The 20,845-nt window shown below is 37.9% G+C and carries 18 protein-coding genes; 3 read left to right on the plus strand and 15 right to left on the minus strand.

Annotated features, from left to right (window positions below; genetic code table 11):
- Positions 1-35 precede the first annotated feature (35 nt).
- The 15 genes from rfbD to FHT21_RS15170 all read right to left on the minus strand — a co-directional run bounded on the left by rfbD (position 36) and on the right by FHT21_RS15170 (position 18,016).
- Positions 36-896: a dTDP-4-dehydrorhamnose reductase gene (rfbD, locus tag FHT21_RS15100; RefSeq protein WP_167295622.1), complete on the minus strand. Its 861-nt coding sequence runs from the start codon at positions 894-896 to the stop codon at positions 36-38.
- Complete coding sequence (gene rfbC / locus FHT21_RS15105; RefSeq protein ID WP_167295623.1) at positions 893-1,441, minus strand: dTDP-4-dehydrorhamnose 3,5-epimerase; 549 nt, start codon at positions 1,439-1,441, stop codon at positions 893-895. Before rfbC ends, rfbD begins: the two co-directional genes overlap by 4 nt.
- Positions 1,441-2,493 (minus strand): dTDP-glucose 4,6-dehydratase, encoded by a 1,053-nt coding sequence (rfbB, locus tag FHT21_RS15110; protein WP_167295624.1) that lies wholly within the window; start codon positions 2,491-2,493, stop codon positions 1,441-1,443. Before rfbB ends, rfbC begins: the two co-directional genes overlap by 1 nt.
- Before the next feature lie 846 nt (positions 2,494-3,339).
- Complete coding sequence (locus FHT21_RS15115; RefSeq protein ID WP_167295625.1) at positions 3,340-3,552, minus strand: hypothetical protein; 213 nt, start codon at positions 3,550-3,552, stop codon at positions 3,340-3,342.
- 304 nt (positions 3,553-3,856) lie between these two features.
- On the minus strand, positions 3,857-4,420 hold the full coding sequence (locus FHT21_RS15120) for a DUF3109 family protein (RefSeq protein ID WP_167296600.1): 564 nt from the start codon (positions 4,418-4,420) through the stop codon (positions 3,857-3,859).
- A 2-nt stretch (positions 4,421-4,422) separates the two neighbouring features.
- A complete protein-coding gene (locus FHT21_RS15125; protein WP_167296601.1) occupies positions 4,423-5,196 on the minus strand; it encodes a DUF3108 domain-containing protein in 774 nt (257 codons plus the stop codon).
- Positions 5,197-5,296: 100 nt separating this feature from the next.
- Positions 5,297-5,812 carry a DUF2480 family protein gene (locus FHT21_RS15130; RefSeq protein WP_167295626.1) on the minus strand — a complete coding sequence of 172 codons (516 nt, stop codon included), beginning with the start codon at positions 5,810-5,812 and terminating at the stop codon, positions 5,297-5,299.
- 65 nt (positions 5,813-5,877) lie between these two features.
- Positions 5,878-7,962, minus strand: coding sequence for a SurA N-terminal domain-containing protein (locus FHT21_RS15135; protein ID WP_167295627.1), 2,085 nt, complete (start codon positions 7,960-7,962; stop codon positions 5,878-5,880).
- Between the two features lie 196 nt (positions 7,963-8,158).
- Positions 8,159-8,731: a hypothetical protein gene (locus tag FHT21_RS15140; RefSeq protein WP_167295628.1), complete on the minus strand. Its 573-nt coding sequence runs from the start codon at positions 8,729-8,731 to the stop codon at positions 8,159-8,161.
- Positions 8,731-10,023 carry an outer membrane protein transport protein gene (locus FHT21_RS15145; RefSeq protein ID WP_243854034.1) on the minus strand — a complete coding sequence of 431 codons (1,293 nt, stop codon included), beginning with the start codon at positions 10,021-10,023 and terminating at the stop codon, positions 8,731-8,733. Before FHT21_RS15145 ends, FHT21_RS15140 begins: the two co-directional genes overlap by 1 nt.
- A 1-nt stretch (position 10,024) precedes the next feature.
- The gene (locus FHT21_RS15150) at positions 10,025-10,759 is read right to left on the minus strand and encodes a type III pantothenate kinase (protein ID WP_167295630.1); all 735 of its coding nucleotides are present in this window, start codon (positions 10,757-10,759) and stop codon (positions 10,025-10,027) included.
- A 155-nt stretch (positions 10,760-10,914) separates the two neighbouring features.
- Positions 10,915-11,895, minus strand: a complete 981-nt coding sequence (locus FHT21_RS15155; RefSeq protein ID WP_167295631.1) for a DUF6427 family protein — start codon at positions 11,893-11,895, stop codon at positions 10,915-10,917.
- 954 nt (positions 11,896-12,849) lie between these two features.
- Complete coding sequence (locus FHT21_RS15160) at positions 12,850-13,851, minus strand: glycosyltransferase family protein (protein WP_167295632.1); 1,002 nt, start codon at positions 13,849-13,851, stop codon at positions 12,850-12,852.
- Positions 13,852-13,871: 20 nt separating this feature from the next.
- On the minus strand, positions 13,872-14,726 hold the full coding sequence (locus FHT21_RS15165; protein ID WP_167295633.1) for a UDP-2,3-diacylglucosamine diphosphatase: 855 nt from the start codon (positions 14,724-14,726) through the stop codon (positions 13,872-13,874).
- Between the two features lie 794 nt (positions 14,727-15,520).
- Positions 15,521-18,016, minus strand: a complete 2,496-nt coding sequence (locus tag FHT21_RS15170) for a YfhO family protein (RefSeq protein WP_167295634.1) — start codon at positions 18,014-18,016, stop codon at positions 15,521-15,523.
- 129 nt (positions 18,017-18,145) lie between these two features.
- On the opposite strand from FHT21_RS15170, the gene FHT21_RS15175 reads away from it, so the two are divergent.
- The 3 genes from FHT21_RS15175 (at position 18,146) to FHT21_RS15185 (ending at position 20,843) form a co-directional block, all read left to right on the plus strand.
- Complete coding sequence (locus FHT21_RS15175; protein WP_167295635.1) at positions 18,146-19,231, plus strand: alginate lyase family protein; 1,086 nt, start codon at positions 18,146-18,148, stop codon at positions 19,229-19,231.
- Positions 19,232-19,293: 62 nt separating this feature from the next.
- Entirely contained in the window at positions 19,294-19,800 is a 507-nt protein-coding gene (locus FHT21_RS15180) for a MarR family transcriptional regulator (protein ID WP_167295636.1), read from the plus strand.
- Between the two features lie 227 nt (positions 19,801-20,027).
- A complete protein-coding gene (locus FHT21_RS15185) occupies positions 20,028-20,843 on the plus strand; it encodes a DUF393 domain-containing protein (RefSeq protein ID WP_167295637.1) in 816 nt (271 codons plus the stop codon).
- Positions 20,844-20,845: the final 2 nt, after the last annotated feature.

The following is a 20,845-nucleotide window of genomic DNA, read 5'->3' on the forward strand; positions in this document are numbered from 1 at the left end:
GTCACTACAGACCTAAATGAAATAATGATGCCTATTTATTGTATTTTAATTTGTTTTATACACTCCACCAAGCTATCTCTCCAATAAGGAATTTGAATATTAAACGTTTCTTTAATCTTGGTTTTATCCATGACCGAAAATGCCGGACGGGTAGCTTTAGTTGGATAAGCAGAACCTGGAATAGGATTTACTTTAACAGCTGTTTTACTAATATCAAAAATAGCAGTAGCAAAATCAAACCATGAAGTTACGCCTTCATTACTATAATGGTAAACGCCATAAGCGGCGGATGAAGAACTTATAATATCAAAAATAGCATTTGCCAGATCAATCGCGTAGGTTGGCGTACCCACCTGATCTGCAATGATATTTAGTTCATCACGCTCGGCACCAAGTTTAAGCATGGTTTTTACAAAGTTGTTGGCGTACTCGGAGTACAACCAGCTGGTTCGCATAATGAAGTGGGCAGGCAATACAGCAGTAACCGCAAGCTCACCATCTAGTTTAGTTACACCATATACATTAATGGGTTTAGCCTCATCATCTTCTTTTAGCAATTTTACTTTGTTGCCTTCAAAAACAAAATCGGTAGAAACATGTATAAGTGTTGCCCCATTTGCTAAACAAGCCGAGGCTAAGTAGCCCGCACCTGTTTCGTTAATGGCTTTAGCCAGCTCAACTTCATCCTCTGCTTTATCTACAGCAGTATAAGCGGCACAGTTAATCACAAAAGCAGGTTGCGCTGCAGCGAGCAGATCATTCAAGCCAGACTCATCCAGGATATTGGCATCCTGCTCGGCCGGAAAAACAATATCGTTAATTCCTCTGCGTTCAGCTACTGTTTTTAAACATTGGCCTAACTGTCCACCAGCACCAATTACTAATATTTTGCTCATATGTGCTGTAAAGCTGAAAAGGGTTTTAAAAGAAGGTCTTTATCTGAAATAGCTTGATCTTCTTCTGGAATTAACCAATCGATGTTCAGGTCCGCATCATTATAAATTACGCCAGTTTCTGAAGCTTTATTGAAAAAATTATCACATTTGTATAAGAATTCTGCGGTTTCGCTCAATACCGAAAAGCCATGTACAAAGCCTCTGGGAATATACAACTGCAATTTATTCTCTGCACTTAACCGTACGGCAATGTGTTTACCATAAGTTGGTGAACTTGGGCGAACATCTACCGCAACATCCAATACCTCACCCTTGGTTACACGGACCAATTTGGCCTGCGCAAATTCTCCGGTTTGGGCATGTAGGCCACGGATTACACCATATGACGAATAAGACTGGTTATCCTGAACAAACCTGCCGGATAAACCTGTCTTTTCTTCAAAGGTATTTTGATTAAAACTTTCAAAAAAATAACCTCTGGGATCTTCAAATACCCTTGGCTTTATAATCAGACAGTCTTTTAATCCTGTTTGTTCGATTTCCATTATTTACTGCTGTACTGTTGTTCGTAATAAGATTGATAATTGCCTGAGGTTACATTGTTTAACCAGTCTTCGTTTTGTAAATACCAGTCTACTGTTTTAGCCAAACCTTCTTCAAATTGTAAGCTGGGTACCCAATCCAATTGATTTTGTAATTTACTAGAATCAATGGCATAGCGTAAATCATGCCCTGCGCGGTCGGTTACATAGGTAATCAGTTTGGCCGATTCTCCAGCTTCGCGGCCTAATTTTTGATCCATAATGGTGCAAAGCAAATTGATCAGATCAATATTTTTCCACTCGTTATGTCCGCCAATGTTGTAAGTATCTCCTGTTTTCGAATTGTGGAAAATTACATCGATTGCCCTGGCGTGGTCTTCTACCCATAACCAATCGCGTACGTTTTCGCCTTTACCATATACAGGTACCGGTTTGTTATTTTTAATATTATTAATGGCTAATGGGATCAATTTCTCAGGAAAATGATGAGAACCATAGTTGTTTGAGCAATTAGAAATGACACAATCCATGCCATAAGTATCGTGGTAAGCCCTTACAAAATGATCAGAGCTCGCTTTTGATGCCGAATAAGGGCTATGTGGATCGTAAGCGGTTGTTTCAGTAAACATACCTGTTTCACCTAAAGCGCCATAAACCTCATCAGTACTTACATGGTAAAAACGTTTTTTATCGTAATCACCTTTCCAATATTCGCGGGCCGCATTTAATAAATTTACCGTACCAATAACATTGGTAATGACGAAAGCCGTTGGATCAGAAATAGAACGGTCTACATGACTTTCTGCTGCAAGGTGAATTACAGCATCAAAGTTTTCGTTTTTAAACAAATCGAACATCGCAGTAGCATCTGCAATATCTTCCTTTACAAATCTATAATTCGGTTTATTTTCAATATCCGTTAAGTTAGCGAGGTTACCTGCATAAGTAAGTTTATCTAAGTTGACGATCTCGTATTGAGGGTAGTTGTTAACAAAACGGCGAACTACATGAGAGCCAATAAAGCCCGCACCACCAGTGATTAAGATTTTTTTCACAGTTATTAAATGATTTTCAATTCTGCTAAAGTAAGCTAGATTTAGGCAAAAAACAACTTAATTTTGACTTTCTCAACATCTGAATGGCTAAGTATCAATTTTATAATGTGAATTCGCAATGATACTGCTCAGCGTTTTATATATTTTCTAAGTTTTAGCCGATCATCTCATTCGATCAGTAGATATTTATTGTTTTTAATCGCTTTTGATCTCTCCATCAGTCTCACTCGTTTGCAATTATGTTTTTTTAACTACTCACTTAAATAAAAATGATGAGATCATCTTACAAAACTTTAAACTGTTATAAACTTACCCTCAGACACTTTAGTACCGCGGATCTTTTTAATATTATGCTAGTGCCTTGAAATAAAAACCTGTCTTAGCGCCCAAGGCTACAGTTTGACGGCTCTAGTTGTTGTCATACCGTTTTAAAGAGGCGATGTGTTTATTAAGCTATAAATGGCAAGTATAATTACTCAAAAGATAAACTATAAAATTAGTTTTCAACAATAAATTAAAATATGTTAGTAATTAACCCAAAATAAATACATCATCATATACAATTTAAGATAACTTAACGTTATAATTACACTAACCAAATAACTATTTAATATGAGCACATTCCTTTTAATTATCGCGGCATTTTATATTATTTCCTTTGGATTAATGTTGTACTGCTATTTCTCCGCTGAGCAGATTCCCAGCGATGACGAAAAATTTTAACCAGTTTTTTCTGCTTCATCAAAATTAACGTCTCTCCATAAGGTGGTAATGCATTGAGTTTTTCACGGAAAGCCAATGATTCATATTGCCAAAATCAGCCTCATTATTTTTTGAAATACATCTTTATTTATTGGCAATCCACTTAATTAAGTAGGGTGTAGCTCCTGTATACCATAAAATTGCAGAAATTAAAAATATGGCGATTAAAATCCACAAAATAGGCCATCCTTCGAATTTGTGTTTTGAAACAGGTGTGTAAGACTCTTCCAATTTATTATGGTCACTGTCCATCCTTTTACCCTTTTTCACCGGTTTCGGATCAGAGATATTGCTCATAAAATATTCAGTTAGAAACACAAAGTTAAACTATAAACCTATAAATTGAAAATTAGTTTTAAGAGATTCTTATTACTTAAGTTTAATAGTACAATACCACTTCAAAAGAAGGATATAGTAAATGAACCCGATGAAATATTTGCTCAAATTGAATTGAATAGTCAACAAAAGTAATACTGGATTCCAGTATACGCTGGCACATGCGATATATGCTTCCTAAGTATAGATCAAGCATAGTTAGCATAGATAAAGTGTTATTACAAACTTTATCATCACCATACTTACTAAGATTTTGCAAGGGATATTACATCGCCGCTACCGAACTTTCCAGCTCCTTATACCATTCTTCTCCATATTTACGGATCAGTGGTCCTTTTAAAAAGCTATATACTGGAACCTTAAGTTCGCGACCAAAGGTACAGGCATCATGACAGATATGCCAGCGATCGTAATTTAGCACTTCAAATTCTGGATATTTGGTTATCCGGATAGGGTACAAATGGCAGGAAATCGGTTTCTGCCAATCTATGATACCTTGCTCGTATGCTTTTTCAATGGCACACTTGGTAATACCACCTTCGAACAACACATAAGCGCATTCTTTATTTTTATCGACACAGGGGGTGGTTAAATCGCCATCTTCATCAACAACATAAACCCCTTGCTCTTCAATGGCTTTAATACCTTTTTCATTTAACAGGTGTTTAATTTGGGGATAAATTTCCTCCAAAACTGCTTTTTCATCGTTATCCAATGGTGCCCCGGAATCACCTTCTACACAGCAGATGCCTTTACACTTGCTTAAATTACAAACAAAGTTTTCCTTCAATACATCTTCGTGCACCAGCACCTGTTCAACTTCTATCATCATTATTCTTTTGCTAAAGCATATTTCAGCCCATCGGCCGATTTTAATTCCATGGTTACCGCGCCAACCAATATCTCTACCTGAGCCTTTACCGGTACACGGTTTCCATCATCAGTTACCCAAAGGTATAACCGACTATCTTTTTTAAATATCCTGCCCGGTTTTATTGATGGGCTAAATTTTAAACAACGGATGTTTCCTAATTTACTTTTTATCGTTTCTTTTCCAATATATTCAACTTCCAAGGCCGAGATTTCATCACCCAAGAAATAGTTCAGTTTAAACTTATCGCCAATTTTGATTTTACTGATATCAAGGCTTCTGGCAAAATAATAGGCCGATACCAGATCAAATGTCTGATTGGTTGGTGTAGTAAAAGTTCCCCTGTTTGATACCACTTTCTTTGCATCTTGAGTAAAACGTGCCTTATCCTGTCGCCTGTAACTGGCCTCACGGATATTCTCCTGATAGAAGTAAGGCAAAAGATCTGTTTTATCAATATACGAATCGTAATGGTCTCTTATTTTATAAAATATATCAAAAGTACCCGAAGTCTGCGCATCAACCGTAAGTTTATAGGTAGGTTTATTATCAAACTTTAAATCGGAATTAGCGACCTTAATAGTGGCTTCTGCCGCCGTAATAAATCCATACCTTAATTTATACTGCAAAACTTCACCTTCCTGAAATACGGCTTCTTTTTTCAGGGGAAGTTCTTGAGCCATTGTGAAAAGACTGCATAGGCCAGCCGCGACGGTTATAAATAATTTCTTCATTGCTTTTGTACTCATTTGTGTGTTGTTGGGAAAGAACTGTTTCCTAAAAATGTGGTTAAATTCTTTCTCCTATGAAGATATACAAAAAGCAAACCAAAATTTAATCTTTTCTTTTATATACAGGAACAGTTGAGCACGGCTCGCCAAACATAATGCTTTTAACTACCGGGGTAAGTAAGTTGGTTACCTCAACATAAGCTGCAACAGGGACATCGATATCTCCACATCCTTTTACCACCACACGCTCGTTGGCATAATCTTGCGGATTAATTTTAGCCAGTGCCTTAGTAAATAAAACAGCTTCTAATGTGTTTAGATCCCCGAATACGACTTCATTAGCGTAGGGTTTTAGCCTATTGGCCAATAACATATATGCCCAGGTAGGTACAATTGCATCAGCCGAACAGATAATGGCTACATTCTTATCCTGGTATTGTGCCCAATCGTGATTTTTAATAAACTCCCTAAAATCCTTTTCCCTTAGCATTAAACCATGAAATAGATTATCTACAATATCATAAACCACTCTTTCGCCTTTATGATAAAAATCTTCGAGGTTTAAAGTAATTAAACCACTGTTGGCTACTTTATTAACGATGTTTTCTTGAATTTCCATGGCTTTAAATAAAAAAACCGTTCCGACTAATCATCGGAACGGTTACAAAATTACGGAATTTCTAATTAATAGAATTTCACACGATTGTCTTTTATCTTGGCATTTTCCTGTAGAGCCTGGAAAGCCGATCCCAATGAACGCTGTCCTAAACTTAACATCATGCTTTCTTTTTGTTTGAACATATTGGCAATCGGTGCAGGGTTTGTAAACCCATCAACTGAAAATACATAAACACCGCGTTCACCCTGAACAGGAGCAGATACTTTACCTGGCTGTGAACCGAAAACGCTTCCTACCAAAGCATTTTCTTGTGCCACGCCTGGAATTACCGGATTAGCAAATACAACATTCTGAACAGGATTAACCGGACGTGCAACTTTAGCTGCAACCTGATCAATACTTCCCTTACCGGCGTTAGCCAATTTTTCTTTCAATTGTTTTGCTTTAACGGCATTAATTACCATTGGCTCAATTTCTTTCTTCACATCAGCTAACGATAAAATACCTTTCGGGCTGATTGTAGTTAAACGGGCCACAACATAAGCATTGCTCATGGTATAAATTTCTGGCAATACATCACCTTTGTCGGCGGCATAAGCATCCTGGATTAATTTACGTGGATTATCCAATCCAGCTGCAAATCCTTGGGTTGATGCAACCTTATCAGCAACAGCCACTTTTAATCCTTTTTGTGCAGCAAATTTGTTAAAATCGTTACCTTTTACTTCGGTTAAGAAATTACTTGCGGCTTTATAAGCAGCTGCCTGAGTTTTGCTACTGGCTGCCAATGCTTTTTCTACATAAGCCAATTTAGCTACTTTAGAAGAACCGATCTGTTTTTCGATTTTAAGAATATGGTAGCCAAACTGAGATTTTACTACTTTAATATCTCCTGCTTTACCATCAAAAGCAGCATTTTCAAATTCAGGAACCATTGCACCACGTGCGAAAGTACCCAATTCACCGCCTTTATCTTTCGAACCATCTACACTATAGTTTTTAGCCAGTTCGGCAAAATTGCCACCTTTTAAAATTAATCCTTTTAATGAATCTGCCAATTTAACGGCCTTATCATCGCCACCCACTTTAGCAGGGTCGATTAAAATATGGCTTGCTTTTACTGAATCAGGTGAAATACGGGTAGACACAACTTTTACAATTTTGTATGAGTTACCACTTAATTTAGGACCATAAAAGCTGCCTGCAGGTAAAGAAAATACAGCTGAATCAACCGCAGGATCTAATTTACCTTTTGTGATATAAGTAAAGGGAACTTTTACGTCTGAATTGATCGCTGCAAAAAGTGAATCGTTTTTAGCTACCTGGAAATCAGCAGCAATTTTATCTACCTGAGCTTTGATTGCTAATGAATCTGCTTTGGTTGGACTGATACTGAAAGTAACGTATTCGAAAGCACGTGTTTCTTGTGGATTGTTGAAACGTGCTTTGTTCTGATCATAATATTCCGAATAATCAGCATCAGTTAATTTAACTGACTTATCAGGAATTGAAGCATAATCCAAACTTACATATTTAAAGTTGGCCAGTTTGTTACGGTTATTATATTCATCTGTAGCTTCTAAAGAGGTTACATAAACCGAGTTACGGATTAAGTTAGAATATTTGGTTTGTAATGCCTGGTTTTTAATTTCTTCCTGTAACATATTAGATTGCTGCAAAGCCTGAGGTTCTTTCGATTTTAGAAAGTTCATCAAGGTAGCACGGTCTAACTGTCCTGTTTGCGGGTTAGAGAAATATTGTTTAATAAGGGGGCTAGGGTTTTGACCTTGTAATAAATCTACCAATTCGTCTTCCGAAACGGTTAAACCTAAACGATCATATTCTTTAGTTAACAAAACTTTTGCCAACTCTGCATTCCATGCCTGATCAACAGCCATAGCAGTCATCTGTGCATTTGCACTACCGCCATATTGTTGTTTCATTTGGTTTACTCCTTGATCAACCTTTGGTCCGAATTCATCAATATTGATATCCTTACCATCAATAGATCCTACAACTTTTTGATTTGCCGACCAAAAAGGTTTACCTACGTTAATTGCATCACCTACTAAAAATGCAACAATTGCAAAACCGATGGCAAAAACTAGAATATAGCCTGCACGGTTACGCAAAAATGTCATTAATCCCATATTGTAATTATAAATTTATTTAGTTCTTTTTTAAGAGGGCGCAAGATACAAATTTGCCTCAAAAAAGAAAACACAAAATTTTATTTATCAAGTGTTTAATTTTTAAGCAAATACAAGCCCTGTTTTAATGATTGAATGACAGAATTTTGAGTGATTGAATTAGAGAATGAGCGGATGATTGAATGCATGTATCAGTCTACGGCGCCACGCCTTCCTTCATATTCAATTCACCGTTTCCACTATCCATTTCATAAGTGCTAAAATCTTGTGGGGCCTTAAAGTTAATACCTTCGCCAATACTACCATCTACACCTTTCACATATACCCGCTGGTTGGAATAAAAAATCTTCTTCGATTCATCCCAAATTAATTCTTGTGACGAAAAGGTATCGCCCTTACTGTTTTTCACCACCACATTTTTCCTGAATTCGGTTTTAAGCTCATTGTCTCTCCTAATGGCGTAATCACACACTAAGTTTCCATCTACAGTTCCGTTCGGGTTATAAAAGTCTATGTTCACCCCTTTAATCATTTCCTGATAAGCACTCCCGTTGCTAGGTGTAACTTTATCCAGTATCGGGGCATAGCCTTTAGCCTTGATTCTGGCCGAATCGCTATAGGTAATATCAACACCGATGGTCCGGTCTCTGCTTAAAATAACTTTATTCGGTGAAACTGAATTGGCATTTTTTAGATCGTCGTCTCCACAGGAAGCCAGAAAAAAAGGCACCACCAGAAACAGACCATATAAAAATGTCTTTAAATTCATTAGTCTACGCGGTACTTACGGAACCAGGTATCATTCAAGGTAAAGCCTAAGTGGAAGTTGATATATTTCTCTTTAACAAGATTATTGTTTAAAGTTCCTCTTTGTCCGAGTTCTGTTGTAAAATTGATTTTATAAAATGCAGTACCGCCATTAGCAGTAGGTAGCGGGAAGCCGAAACCTAGCGATGCCCCCATTTGTTTGATATCCTGGTTACCGATCTTGATATAGGTTTTATCATAGTTAAAACCTATGCGGTAATCTACACGTTTCATGTAACTGTTGTAAGAAAATGCATCTGGAGTCCACTGGCCACCTAACGAAGCGCCCCAGCTATCTTGCAAACCTTGGTTTACGTTATTGATACTTGTTGCAGACCATTTGCCCATTCTAAAATCAGCGCCGATCATCCACTTATCATTTTGTTGGATGGCGATACCAAAATTGTGGGTTAATGGTAAAGTAAGGTTAGATTTTCCGTTATTCACAATATTTAACGTATCGGCTGCAGTGTTTTCGTTACCACTTTGATCTCTTGTGTATAACGTAGCAAAAGAAGTTTGTGTTGAATTTATCTTTCCAGAGGTACTTCCAGAGTAGCCCAAGGTCATAATTGTTTTCTTGCCGATATTAAAATCGTACTGGATACCATAAGAATAATTGATACCACCAACGCTGTTTTTATTTTGAAGTTTAGCGTTATAAGCCCCTGCAGATTGAAATTCGGTAGCCCTTGTCGTTTGGAGGTTGCCAAAAATATATTCTAAGTTACCGCCAATTCTTAAATGATCGCCAAAACGATAGCCATAACCCAAGTAAGCTTTTGATAAACCACCTTCGCCTTCATAAAGCTGGTCCAAAGTGGTTGTATCAACTTTGGTCGTGCTTCTGTAAGAATAACCAAGATCTGAATAAGGTAAAATACCAAAGCTCAGGGCTGATCTCCTGGTAACGGGAGCTGCAAATGCCAAATGGCTAAAAGTAGAGTTAAAACTCGTTTCGCTTAAATTATTCCGCGAAAGATTAGTTAAACCTGCACTCATTCCCACATCAATAGTAGTTAAAGTTATTCCAGCATAAGAAGCCGGATTTTGCATATTGATATAATTGAACCCTGTTACTTTTCCTACTGCGGTAGAAATTCCACCCATTGCTCTAAGCTGGGGTAACAAAGATCCCTTTATATTTCCAAGTCCATATCTTGAATATGGCGATGAAGTGGTAACCTGTGCCTGAGCACTTAAACCACAAACTAGAACGAGTATGGCTGCAATATAATTTATTCTTTTGTACATTTTAATCTGCAATAGCTTCATTTAATCCTTTTAATACTAAGTAAGGATCTTTTATAATTTGAGGCGCAAAGATGCTGTTTTGTAATTGTTTATACAAAAAATTAGCATCCCCTCCTGTTATAATTACCTTCAGAGCACTTTCTTTTTTATTATTTAGGGCAATAAAGCCTTCAATTTCGTTTATTATCCCCTGTAAAACGCCGTTTTTTATTGCCGATTGTGTATCAGTACCTTCCACAATAGCCTCATTTGCATCCCACTCCACCAATGGCAAACGGCCAGTAAATTCATGTACAGCCTTAAAACGCATTTTAATTCCCGGACTTATACTCCCCCCAAAATATTCCTTCGAGCTACTTAAAACATCGTAGGTAATACAGGTACCCGCATCAACCACTAAACTTGCATTTGCTGGATGCAGGCCATTTGCCCCCAAAATAGCAGCCCACCGATCTAATCCCAAAGTAACCGGCGTTTTATATCTATTTTGTACGCCATTCGTTAACATGGTTGAAAAACGGATATATTCGGTATGCTTTTTTAAAAATACTTCTAGTGGCCCAATTTCCTGGTTAACACTACTGATGATAGATTTTGCAGGCGAAAACTTCTCAATCAATTGAGCCAGGTCAAGTATCCCAATTTTATTGAAACGCTGATGATGAACAATTTCTCTATTTGCAAAAACAGCAACCTTAACAGCAGAATTTCCAATATCAATGCTTAACCTACGCATTTAAAATCTCCCGCTGCAAATAATATGTTCTTAGAAATTCCAGTGACTCCATTTTTTATCCATCTTGATTAAAACTAAAAAAGCTTTAATTCTAAAATCATGCACAAAGCTATTAATCTTTGTCAAGTTTCGTTCTAGTTATTTGTTAAAAAAGGTTAAACAAACAGAAAATACTGTATCGAAAGCACAAATAAAACGAACAATGTTTCGTAAAACCAACGTTTTTTGGCATTACTAAAATAGTACGCCAACAGTACCGATCCTGGTGGTACACAGAGCAAAAAATGCCAGGTCCTGAAATCGGGTTTAAGATAAAAACTAGCTGCAGAAACAATAAACATGAAAAACAACAGCTGAAAACTCTTCCTTGTACTGATAAAACTCCTAAAGAAATTTTCGCGGAGCTGTAGTGACGCCAGTATAATAATTACCGTTACCGGGATGAGCACCAGGTAATCGTTATAGTTGATTTTAAACACTGAGGGAAACTTATTGCCCAATGGCTTCCATATCTGATAAAACGAGCTTAAATTATCTTTCCAATAATAAAATACAGCCAAAAAAAAGAAAACCGTTATAAAACCAATTAAACCCGCTACCCATTCGCGCCAATTAAACGATCTAAAAAGCAATAGCGCTAAAAAGATCATGAGCAACATGGCCATAAACGGAAAGTAGATCAATGTTCCAACCCCTATAATCATCCCGATATCGAAAACAGTAGTAATAGCGTTAGCACTTTTACCCAGTTTTAAAAACTTATCTATAATCCAGATCAACAGAAAGTTGCATAATAATGCCGGACTTAGAATCATAAAAGGCATAAATAGGCTTGTTCCTGTTATAAACATCAGTCCCGGTAGGAAACTGGGTTTGGCCAATAAATTATGATTGTTTACAACCCGGTTGAAAATTAAAGCCTGTACATAAACCAAAAGTGCGGCGATAAAAATATTAGTGTATGGCGTAAAGGCGTCGTCTAAATTGATATTAATCAGCAATCGGGCAAATGGCTCCAAAAAATCAAAGTTCAGCTTATCGTGCGTTTCATGAAAAATGGCAATACGCAGAAAGAACGTGTACGCCAGCAAGAATACGAGGTTAATTGGATTTAGCTTTCTAAACTGATTAATCATGCCTTTTTAAAGAGTAGGCAAAGTAAAGAAAATAATTTAATAGTAGCAGAAGAAAGACTAAAGCAGGGAATGCATATTGTTGTCTCTCTCATAAAGTTTTGTCAGTCTGTCCAAAGGACTCCTACGGAGAGCGGAGTTGAAGACCATTTGGTAAATAAAAAAGTAGAAAAGCTGATGACGGGAGTTCTGTTCTTTTTTAGGAAAGCAGGTTCCTGTTCTTATCGGTTCCGACAGTCCTGCCATCCGCTTTACCTCTCTGCGTTCGGTGCCCGCTCCTGCCAGGTTTAGATTACGCAGTACTGTGCCACGGATTAGAATAAAACTAAGACTAAAGCAGGGAATGCATATTGTCGTCTCTCTCATAAAGTTTTGTCAGTCTGTCCAAAGGACTCCTACGGAGAGCGGAGTTGAAGACCATTTGGCAAATAAAAAAGTAGAAAAGCTGATGAGGGGAGTTTTGTTCTTCCTTAGGAAAGCAAGTTCCTGTTCGTATCGCTTCCGATAGTCCTGCCATCCGCTTTACCTCTCTGCGTTCGGTGCCCGCTCCTGTCAGGTTTAGATTACACAGTACTGTGCCACGGATTAGAATAAGCCTAAGACTAAAGCAGGGATGTATTAGTTCTCTATCTTATAAAGTTTTATCAGTCTGTCCAAAGGACTCCTACGGAGAGCGGAGTCGAAGACCATTTGGTAAAAAAAAGTAGAAAAGCTAATAAGGGGAGTTCTGTTCTTCTTTAGGAAAGCAGGTTCCTGTTTATGTCTGTTCCGATAGTCCTGCCATCCGCTTTACCTCTCTGCGTTCGGTGCCCGCTCCTGTCAGGTTTAGATTACACAGTACTGTGCCACGGATTAGAATAAGCCTAAAAATCAATCAGGTAACTCAATTCATCGTAGAGATCCTTCGACTCTATTCGGGATGATAAAGCATGGACAAATTGACTTTGGACTGGAGACTTAAGACTCAGGACTAATCCTCGCATATTTCTTCACCATATCATCAATGATCTGGGCTGTTTCATCCGGAAAATTAAACTCATGCTGTTGAGGGTTTTCTACCCAGTTTTTAATAATCGGCAACCAGTTTCTGGTACTTCCCCAAATTACAGGTAAACCAAACTGTTTTAGGGCGTAGGCATTACATTGCTGCTCAAATTGGAAACGCATAGGTGCAACCAAAAGTTTTTTCTTTAAGTAAAGTGCTTCAGCAGGGCCTTCAAAACCACCACCGGTAAACAAACCTTCGCAGGTAGCCAGGCTTTTATTAAATTTTTCGTTGTTAACAGGCTCTACAAAAACATTCCCATCCCGGTAGGCAACTTTACTGTGCTTAGAAAAAACCTGCCACGTAACATCAGGTAGCTGAGTAAAAAGTTTGACCAAACGTTTATCGTCAATGGCAGGAAGATAGACGGTATAATGGCCTAAGTTTTCACTTTTCAGGTTTCGGATCTCCGCCCTGATTACCGGGGTATGAATAAAAGTATCGTAACGGTCGAAATGAAAGCCAATATGGTATTTGGTAGGTGCATAGCGGCTCAAAATAAGCTTTCCCCAATCTAAAGTTCTCGGACGGGGTACTTTTTTAGATTTAAACGCTGCCTGATGGCTCAAGGAAACACATTCTATGCCCTGTAGTTTACAGGCCCAGGCACTTACAGGTTCAAAATCGTTAACGATTAAGTTGTAGTCTTTCAACGGCAGCTGCTTCATGTCTTTCCTGAAGCGGAAAAGATTCATGTTCAACCATGTTTTAAAATGGTCTACACCACCTTTTTTCCCAAAGATAAAACTGAAACCATGCAATTGGTATTTTACGGGCTGACTGAGCTTCACGTCGGCTTGCGTTCCACTTACTAAAATATCCAATTCACCATATTTTTGTAGCAAAGGAATAATTTCCCTCGCCCTACTGATATGACCATTACCTGTTCCCTGTATTGCGTAAAGTATCTTCATTTATGCCCGAATATCTAAAATTATTGGGCAATTTCATATTTTATATTCTGTAAAAGAATATTTATATCGAGTTTACTTTTTAAATCCTCTGCGTCAGAAAGGATTCCTTCATCCAATTCATCCTTCGTAAAATGCTGATGTTCGTACTTAAACACCGTCCAGCTTTTGTTTTCGTACTCTAAAGCGGTTAAACTTTCTACCCAATCCCCACTGTTCAGGTAAACTACTTTTCCCTCTTCAGTGGCAATTTCGCGCTGTTCAGCCTGATGAATATGACCACAAACGACATACTGATAACCTTTTTCGATAGCCAGTTCTGCTGCTGTTTGTTCAAAACTGTTGATGAACTTAACGGCATCTTTAAACTTAGCTTTGATTTTTTTCGAAAAACTCATCTTCTCTCTTCCAAATGCTGTAAGTACCCAGTTTACAAAACTATTAATGAGGATCAGCGTATCGTAGCCAACTGCGCCAAGTTTAGCCAGCCATTTAGAATGCTGCATGGTAACATCAAAAACATCTCCGTGAAAAAACCATGCTTTTTTACCATCCAGTTCTAAGATTAATTTGTTCTGAAGGTGGAAAGTCCCCATTTCCATGCCATCGAATTTGCGGAGCATTTCATCATGATTTCCCGTGAGGTAGTGAACCTGAACACCTTCCGACACGAATTTCATCAGTTTACGGATCACTTTCATGTGCGATTCGGGCCAATAACTTTTGCTAAACTGCCAGATATCAATGATATCGCCGTTTAAAATCAACGTTTTTGGCTTTATACTCTTAAGGTATTTTAAAAGTTCTTTTGCATGGCAACCGTAGGTGCCTAAATGTACATCGGATATTACGACTACATCGACATTTCTTTTATCCATAAACGGGAAATTTTAGGGGGGAAGAATCTTATTACCGCTCGATTAAAGCAGTTCAGAGATAAATTAGCTGTGTTACCACTCCTCTTCCTCATCGAGTTTTACCTCAAAGGGGCTAAAGAAATAAAGTACAACAATTAATAAGCATACGGCAAAGAATGACTCCAACATATCATCTGATTTACATTACAAAGATAAGACGCTGTATATCAAACAAATGTTACGACATTGTTAAATTATTATTCCATTTGATAAAGAATGTTAAAATGACATTCGAAGGAGCTGTTTGGTTCAATAGTTCATTAGTCATTGGTTCATTGCCCACCGTCATCATCGCTGAGATGGTCCGCAAAGCGGAATACAGTAAGATATTAGTGTCTGTTAGCAAAAGGCCTAAAATAGTATTCTTAAGCACAGCGCTATTTCCATTCTTCATAGCCATTCCGTAAGGCCAAAGCACTGTTTTCCGTTCCGCTTTTAAACCGGCATGGTCAATTTTTTGGCAGGCACAGTTCAGGCCTATCCACTGGCTTTAATAAAAAAAATGCGAGCCGGTAGTTTTGTTTCTTTTGCTATCAAAAGAAAGAAGGCCCCGCGGCTAGCGGTTAAGCAAAATCCATTCCATCACCTATTTTAAATTTTCTCTAGTTAAAAGGTCCTTCGACTACGCTCAGGATGACAAACCGTGGCGACATTCCGTGTTTCTGTGTTTCCGTGGCAAGAAATCATTTGCAACCGGCAACAAAAAACCCCACAAGCTCAAAATCCTGTGGGGTATAAATCTATTTAAAGAAATATTAAGCTTTAGCTGATTTCTTTTTCTTCTTTTCTTCTGAATAAAATCCAAAGCCCAATCCGGCAAGCAACAAGATCGATCCTGCCAAAGAGATTTTCTCTCCAGTATAATACGATGTTGGGTGGAAAATAAACTCAAGTTTATGGTTACCTGCCTCTAATTGCGCTGCACGTAAAACGTAATCGGCCCTAAAGTATGGCTTTTCAACACCATCAATATACATTTTCCAGCCTTTATCATAATATATTTCTGAAAATACTGCAATTACATCTTTAGCGGTTGAATATTCGTAGGTTAAGTGATCAGGATTATAATTAGTTAATTTAATAAAACCTTCCTGGCCAGTTCCCAAACGTTTGGTATCGATCGAATTTTTGAAACTTTCATCAACAATGGCCTCCTTTTTAGCGTCAAAACTGCTAATGGCCTTCATTTCTTCATCAGCATTTTTGGCAAATTGAACACTTTGTACAAACCAGGCATTACCAGCAGCCGTTGCGTTACGCTGCATTTTATACGATCCGTTTTGAGGATCTTGTGTAATGATGTACTTGGTATTTAACATATCCAATACATCCTGATTAATGCTTTTGGTCATTTGGTTATCTACCAGCTCCTGAAAACGTTTTAACCTTGCCGAGTGGAAACCACCTACTGTCTTATGGAAATATGAAGTTTCTGCACTTTTAAACGGATCGCCTAATGACATATCAAAGACCCTGAAATTTGGATCTTTATCCGCTGCAATAAAATTATCTACATCTCTTGGCTGATAGTGATTGTCCAGATCGGATTTGCTTACAAAATTCTGGTTGTTTAAATATCTACGATCTACCTGCCATAAATCAATTAAAACAAATAATGCCAATAAACCAAAAGCCAATTGCATGTTCAGTTTTTTGGTAATGAAGGCCCAGGTAATGCCAAAACCGATGGCTACGAACAGTAAAGAACGTAAAGCATCAGCACGTGCTAAAGCCACACGGTCGGCAACAATGCCATTTAAAATCTGCATCGCCGCACCGCGGTTATTCTGCAAGGTTTGTGTTAAAGCATCTAAAACCTGTGCCTGGTTGGCCTGCGTAAAGCTGAAGAACGCTGTAGGGATCACGGCAATAATTAAAGCAAAACCACCGGTAATACCCGCCGACCAGGTTAAACGCTGCACTAAATATTTTTGATCGTATTTACCTTCTTGTGCCTCTTTAACGGCCAATATAGCCAGCAACGGCACCAATAAACCTACAACGGCCAGTATCGATTCAACTGCCCTGAATTTGTTGTAACCTGGTAGGTAATCAAAAAAGATATCTGAGATAAATGGCAGGTTTTGTCCGAATGATAAAAACAACAACAAAATACTGGTTCCCAAGATCCACCATTTCCAACGGTGTTTTACTATAAACAAGCCGAAAACGAACAAGAAACAGATGATTGCTCCAAAATAATAAGGACCGGATGTACCTGGCTTATTACCCCAATACTGGTTAGTGCCCAAATTCTGTGCAACATAACCAATGGCCTGACGTGGATCTACCCCCTGCAGATTTTTCTCTACAGCTTTATAGGTATTGCTTTCAGGTTTGATCATTTCATCAATACTGCTAGCACCGCCATAAATATTCGGGATCAGGAAAGAGAAACTCTCGCCAACACCCTGGCTCCATTGGTAAGCGTACTCTTTATCCAAACCATTTGCAGGTTCAGCTTTATCGGTTGTTAAATTAGATTTACCACGGATGGTTTCTTTGCCATACTCGTAAGTGGTCCACAAAGTACCCGCGTTTACGAGTACTGATAAGAAAATACCGGCAACGATATAAGCGATCGATTTACCAAATGTTTGAAGCTGTTTTGCCTTAATGGCATGGTAAAGCTCGATACAGCCTAAAATAAACAAGGCTATAAATAAATAATAGGTCATTTGGATGTGGTTCGAACGGATCTCCAAGGCCATAAACAGTGCCAGTAAACTCCCTCCAACCAAATATCTTCCTCTTAAGATGAGGATGATGGCCGCTAAAATAGGAGCGAAGAAACCAATGGCCAAAGCTTTATTACTGTGCCCTGCAGCTATAATGATGAAATTATAGGAGGTAAATGCAAAGGCAATAGCACCCGCAGCTGCCAGCCATGGATTTATTTTCAATACACAGAACAATAAATACGCACCCAAAAGATATAATAAAACCGTACCCACTGGATCAGGAAATACGCCTTTAATTACATCAATACCATAAGTGGTAATATTAAGCGGATATTGTACCCAGATCTGATAAGCGGGCATACCGCCAAACATCTGATTAGTCCAAAGTGGTCCTTTGCCATCTTTAGCCTTAATATCCATAATTTCTTTCTGCATGGCTTTGGCCTGTAAAACATCGCCTTGTTGTGGTGCCTTACCTTGCAAAACAGGACTGAAGTAGGCAAAAGTGATGACTACAAAAAATGCAATAATGGCTAAGTGAATGCCATTTTTATTAAACCAGTTATTCATTAAGGTTTGTTTAAGTTTAAACGAACGTCAAAAATAAAAAATTGGGCGGTATAAAAAAGTAATAAATTAAATGCATGCTGAATAAAAAATTAGATTTGTAGCAAAGAATAAAAATTCAACCTATTTATTATGAGAAAGTTTGTCGTTACAACTGCTCTTGCTTTATTATCTTTTTCTTCGTTTTCGCAAATTGTAAGTTTAAATACCAATGAAATTAAAAAGCTGAAAAGCCAGATCAAAAATGATGAGGAAACCAAAAAACTATACCTGGGCTTTGAAAAATCGACATTAAATTATCTAAACGAACAACCCAACCCAATTGATACCATCAGAACCGAAGGATTGTTAAAGGGTAATCCAAAAAAAGAGAAAACCAGATTAGCCCTGGCAGATATGAACAAAATGTTTGCGCTGGCTTTACAATACAAAATTACCAGTGACCAAAAATATTTAAACAAATGTGTAGAATTTCTTGGCGCATGGGCCAAAATCAATAAACCAAATGGCGATCCTATTGACGATACCAATCTGGATAAAGCCATTGAAGCTTACGACCTGATTAAAAAAGATATCTCAACAACCGATAAAAAACAGATTGAACAATGGCTTACTGAAACAGCCTTGGCTGAAATTAACAGCAAACGCATGAAAGCGGGGAGAGCCACTGCCATTAATAACTGGAATGCACACCGCTTAAAAGAAGTTGGCGAAATCGGTTACACCTTAAACAATCAGGATTTTATTAAGTGGACCATCGACAATTTAAAAAGCCACATCAATATCAATCTATATGCTGACGGAACAAGTTTGGATTTTAAAGAGCGTGATGCCATGCATTATCACATTTACGATCTTGAACCCATGCTAAAGTTGGCCATTATGATCGACAGAGCGAAGGGCCCAAATTTTTATACTTACGAGTCGCCTAAAGGATCTTCGATTAAAAAATCTGTAGAATGGTTGATCCCATACATCAATGGTGAAAAACAACACGAAGAATATGTGCATACTACCGTTAAATTCGACCGCGACCGAGCAAAGAACAATGAGCCTGGATTTGCTCCTGGGACGATGTTTAAACCAGATTTGGCTTTGCCCGTATTAAAGCTGTCTGTTTATTTCGATCGGGCACAGGCTGAACTGTTAAAAAAAGTAAATAACAATGATGGCAACTGGCAGATGGTACTAGATGAAATACAACGAGAAAGTAAATAGCTTCTAAAACAAATAAAGTTTCAATAATTATTGAAACTTTAAAAATAAGCTTATATTTGTTTATGGAATTAGCAGCAGCGAAATTAAAATTTATTGAAGCTTGGGGCAAATTAGGCTCCGAATGGGGAATTAACCGCACGATGGCCCAGGTACATGCGTTATTACTCATTTCTCCTGAAGCGCTTACCACCGAAGAAATTATGGAAGCACTTAGTATCTCAAGGGGAAATGCCAATATGACACTCCGCGATTTAATTGGATGGGGCTTAATTGAAAAACAACATAAAGCAGGCGAGCGCAAAGAGTACTTTTTTGCCGATAAAGATGTTTGGAATATTTCCCGTCAGGTAGCTAAAGAGCGTAAAAAAAGAGAGTTAGAGCCTGTTTTAAAAGTTTTGAATGAACTGTCAACTGTAACGGGTGATGAAAAAGACCCAGAGTTTAAAACCTTTAAAAAATCGGTAAGCGATATTAACAAACTTGCCCTCAACGTAGATAAAACTTTAGAAACGATGCTTAAAGCAGAAGAGAATTGGTTCTGGGGCTCGGTTTTGAAAGTGTTTAAATAGATTTGAGAGGGGAGATGTGAGTACGAGGTATTGAGTAGCTAGATTTGAGTAGTAAGCATTGAGTATCGAGTATCAAGTAGTAAGTATCGAGTATTAAGACATATTCACCCTAAACGCTAAACCCTAACCACTAAACGCTAAACCCAAAAAAGCCTTACCCTTAAGTTCGGCTTAATTTTTTAACCACATCTTTCATTTTTTACTGAAAGTATTAAAATTTAAATAAAATGAAAACGCTTAAGAACCATGTGATTTTATTTGACAATGAGTGCCCAATGTGTTATGCCTATACTAAAGCCTTTGTAAAAACAGGTATGTTGGCTCAAGATGGTCGTGTGGCCTACCAGGAAATGCCACAAAACATTTGCCCGCTGGTAGATAAGCAAAGGGTTGCCAATGAAATTGCACTCGTTAATACCGAAACAGGCGAAGTTACTTACGGCATCCAGAGTTTGTTCAAAATTATTGCAAACGCCATCCCCTTTTTTAAGCCTTTATTTTCGTTTAGTCCATTTGTTTACCTGATGCGTAAATTTTATGCATTTATTTCTTACAACCGTAAAGTGATTATTCCAGCTGCAGTTAAAGAAAACACAATACAGCCAACTTTTAAACTCCATTACCGCATTGCTTTTCTACTTTTAACCTGGGCTATTACTGCTTATATACTAACAGATTATGCCCATCTGCTTACCGATTTTGTACCGCTAGGTAGTAGATACCGCGAATACTTAATTTGTGGCGGCCAGCTATTTTTCCAAGGCGCAATTATTAGCTTTTATAGAAAAGAAAAGCTTTGGGATTACTTGGGGAATATGATGACCATTTCTTTCGCAGGTTCACTTTTGCTCTTGCCTATTATAATTCTGGCAAAATACGTCGGCTTTCTGCCTTTATTTTTTCTGCTGTATTTTCTAATGGTTGCGGGACTGATGTTTTTAGCGCATATCCGTAGAAGTAAATTATTAAAGCTAGGTTGGTTGATGAGTATTACCTGGGCGCTTTACCGCTTAATTGTTTTGGGTTTAATCTTAATTTTATAATG

The organism is Pedobacter sp. SG908 (assembly GCF_011759615.1).
Classification (GTDB): Bacteria; Bacteroidota; Bacteroidia; order Sphingobacteriales; family Sphingobacteriaceae; genus Pedobacter; species Pedobacter riviphilus.

Coding starts and splice junctions, on each gene's coding strand:
- FHT21_RS15155 (WP_167295631.1), bottom strand. CDS start 11,895: ATGATTAATCAGTTTAGAAAGCTAAATCCAATTAACCTCGTATTCTTG.
- FHT21_RS15185 (WP_167295637.1), top strand. CDS start 20,028: ATGAAAACGCTTAAGAACCATGTGATTTTATTTGACAATGAGTGCCCA.
- FHT21_RS15130 (WP_167295626.1), bottom strand. CDS start 5,812: ATGGAAATTCAAGAAAACATCGTTAATAAAGTAGCCAACAGTGGTTTA.
- FHT21_RS15170 (WP_167295634.1), bottom strand. CDS start 18,016: ATGAATAACTGGTTTAATAAAAATGGCATTCACTTAGCCATTATTGCA.
- FHT21_RS15175 (WP_167295635.1), top strand. CDS start 18,146: ATGAGAAAGTTTGTCGTTACAACTGCTCTTGCTTTATTATCTTTTTCT.
- FHT21_RS15115 (WP_167295625.1), bottom strand. CDS start 3,552: ATGAGCAATATCTCTGATCCGAAACCGGTGAAAAAGGGTAAAAGGATG.
- FHT21_RS15140 (WP_167295628.1), bottom strand. CDS start 8,731: ATGAATTTAAAGACATTTTTATATGGTCTGTTTCTGGTGGTGCCTTTT.
- FHT21_RS15160 (WP_167295632.1), bottom strand. CDS start 13,851: ATGAAGATACTTTACGCAATACAGGGAACAGGTAATGGTCATATCAGT.
- FHT21_RS15180 (WP_167295636.1), top strand. CDS start 19,294: ATGGAATTAGCAGCAGCGAAATTAAAATTTATTGAAGCTTGGGGCAAA.
- FHT21_RS15125 (WP_167296601.1), bottom strand. CDS start 5,196: ATGAAGAAATTATTTATAACCGTCGCGGCTGGCCTATGCAGTCTTTTC.
- FHT21_RS15165 (WP_167295633.1), bottom strand. CDS start 14,726: ATGGATAAAAGAAATGTCGATGTAGTCGTAATATCCGATGTACATTTA.
- rfbD (WP_167295622.1), bottom strand. CDS start 896: ATGAGCAAAATATTAGTAATTGGTGCTGGTGGACAGTTAGGCCAATGT.
- FHT21_RS15145 (WP_243854034.1), bottom strand. CDS start 10,023: ATGTACAAAAGAATAAATTATATTGCAGCCATACTCGTTCTAGTTTGT.
- FHT21_RS15135 (WP_167295627.1), bottom strand. CDS start 7,962: ATGGGATTAATGACATTTTTGCGTAACCGTGCAGGCTATATTCTAGTT.
- rfbC (WP_167295623.1), bottom strand. CDS start 1,441: ATGGAAATCGAACAAACAGGATTAAAAGACTGTCTGATTATAAAGCCA.
- FHT21_RS15120 (WP_167296600.1), bottom strand. CDS start 4,420: ATGATAGAAGTTGAACAGGTGCTGGTGCACGAAGATGTATTGAAGGAA.
- FHT21_RS15150 (WP_167295630.1), bottom strand. CDS start 10,759: ATGCGTAGGTTAAGCATTGATATTGGAAATTCTGCTGTTAAGGTTGCT.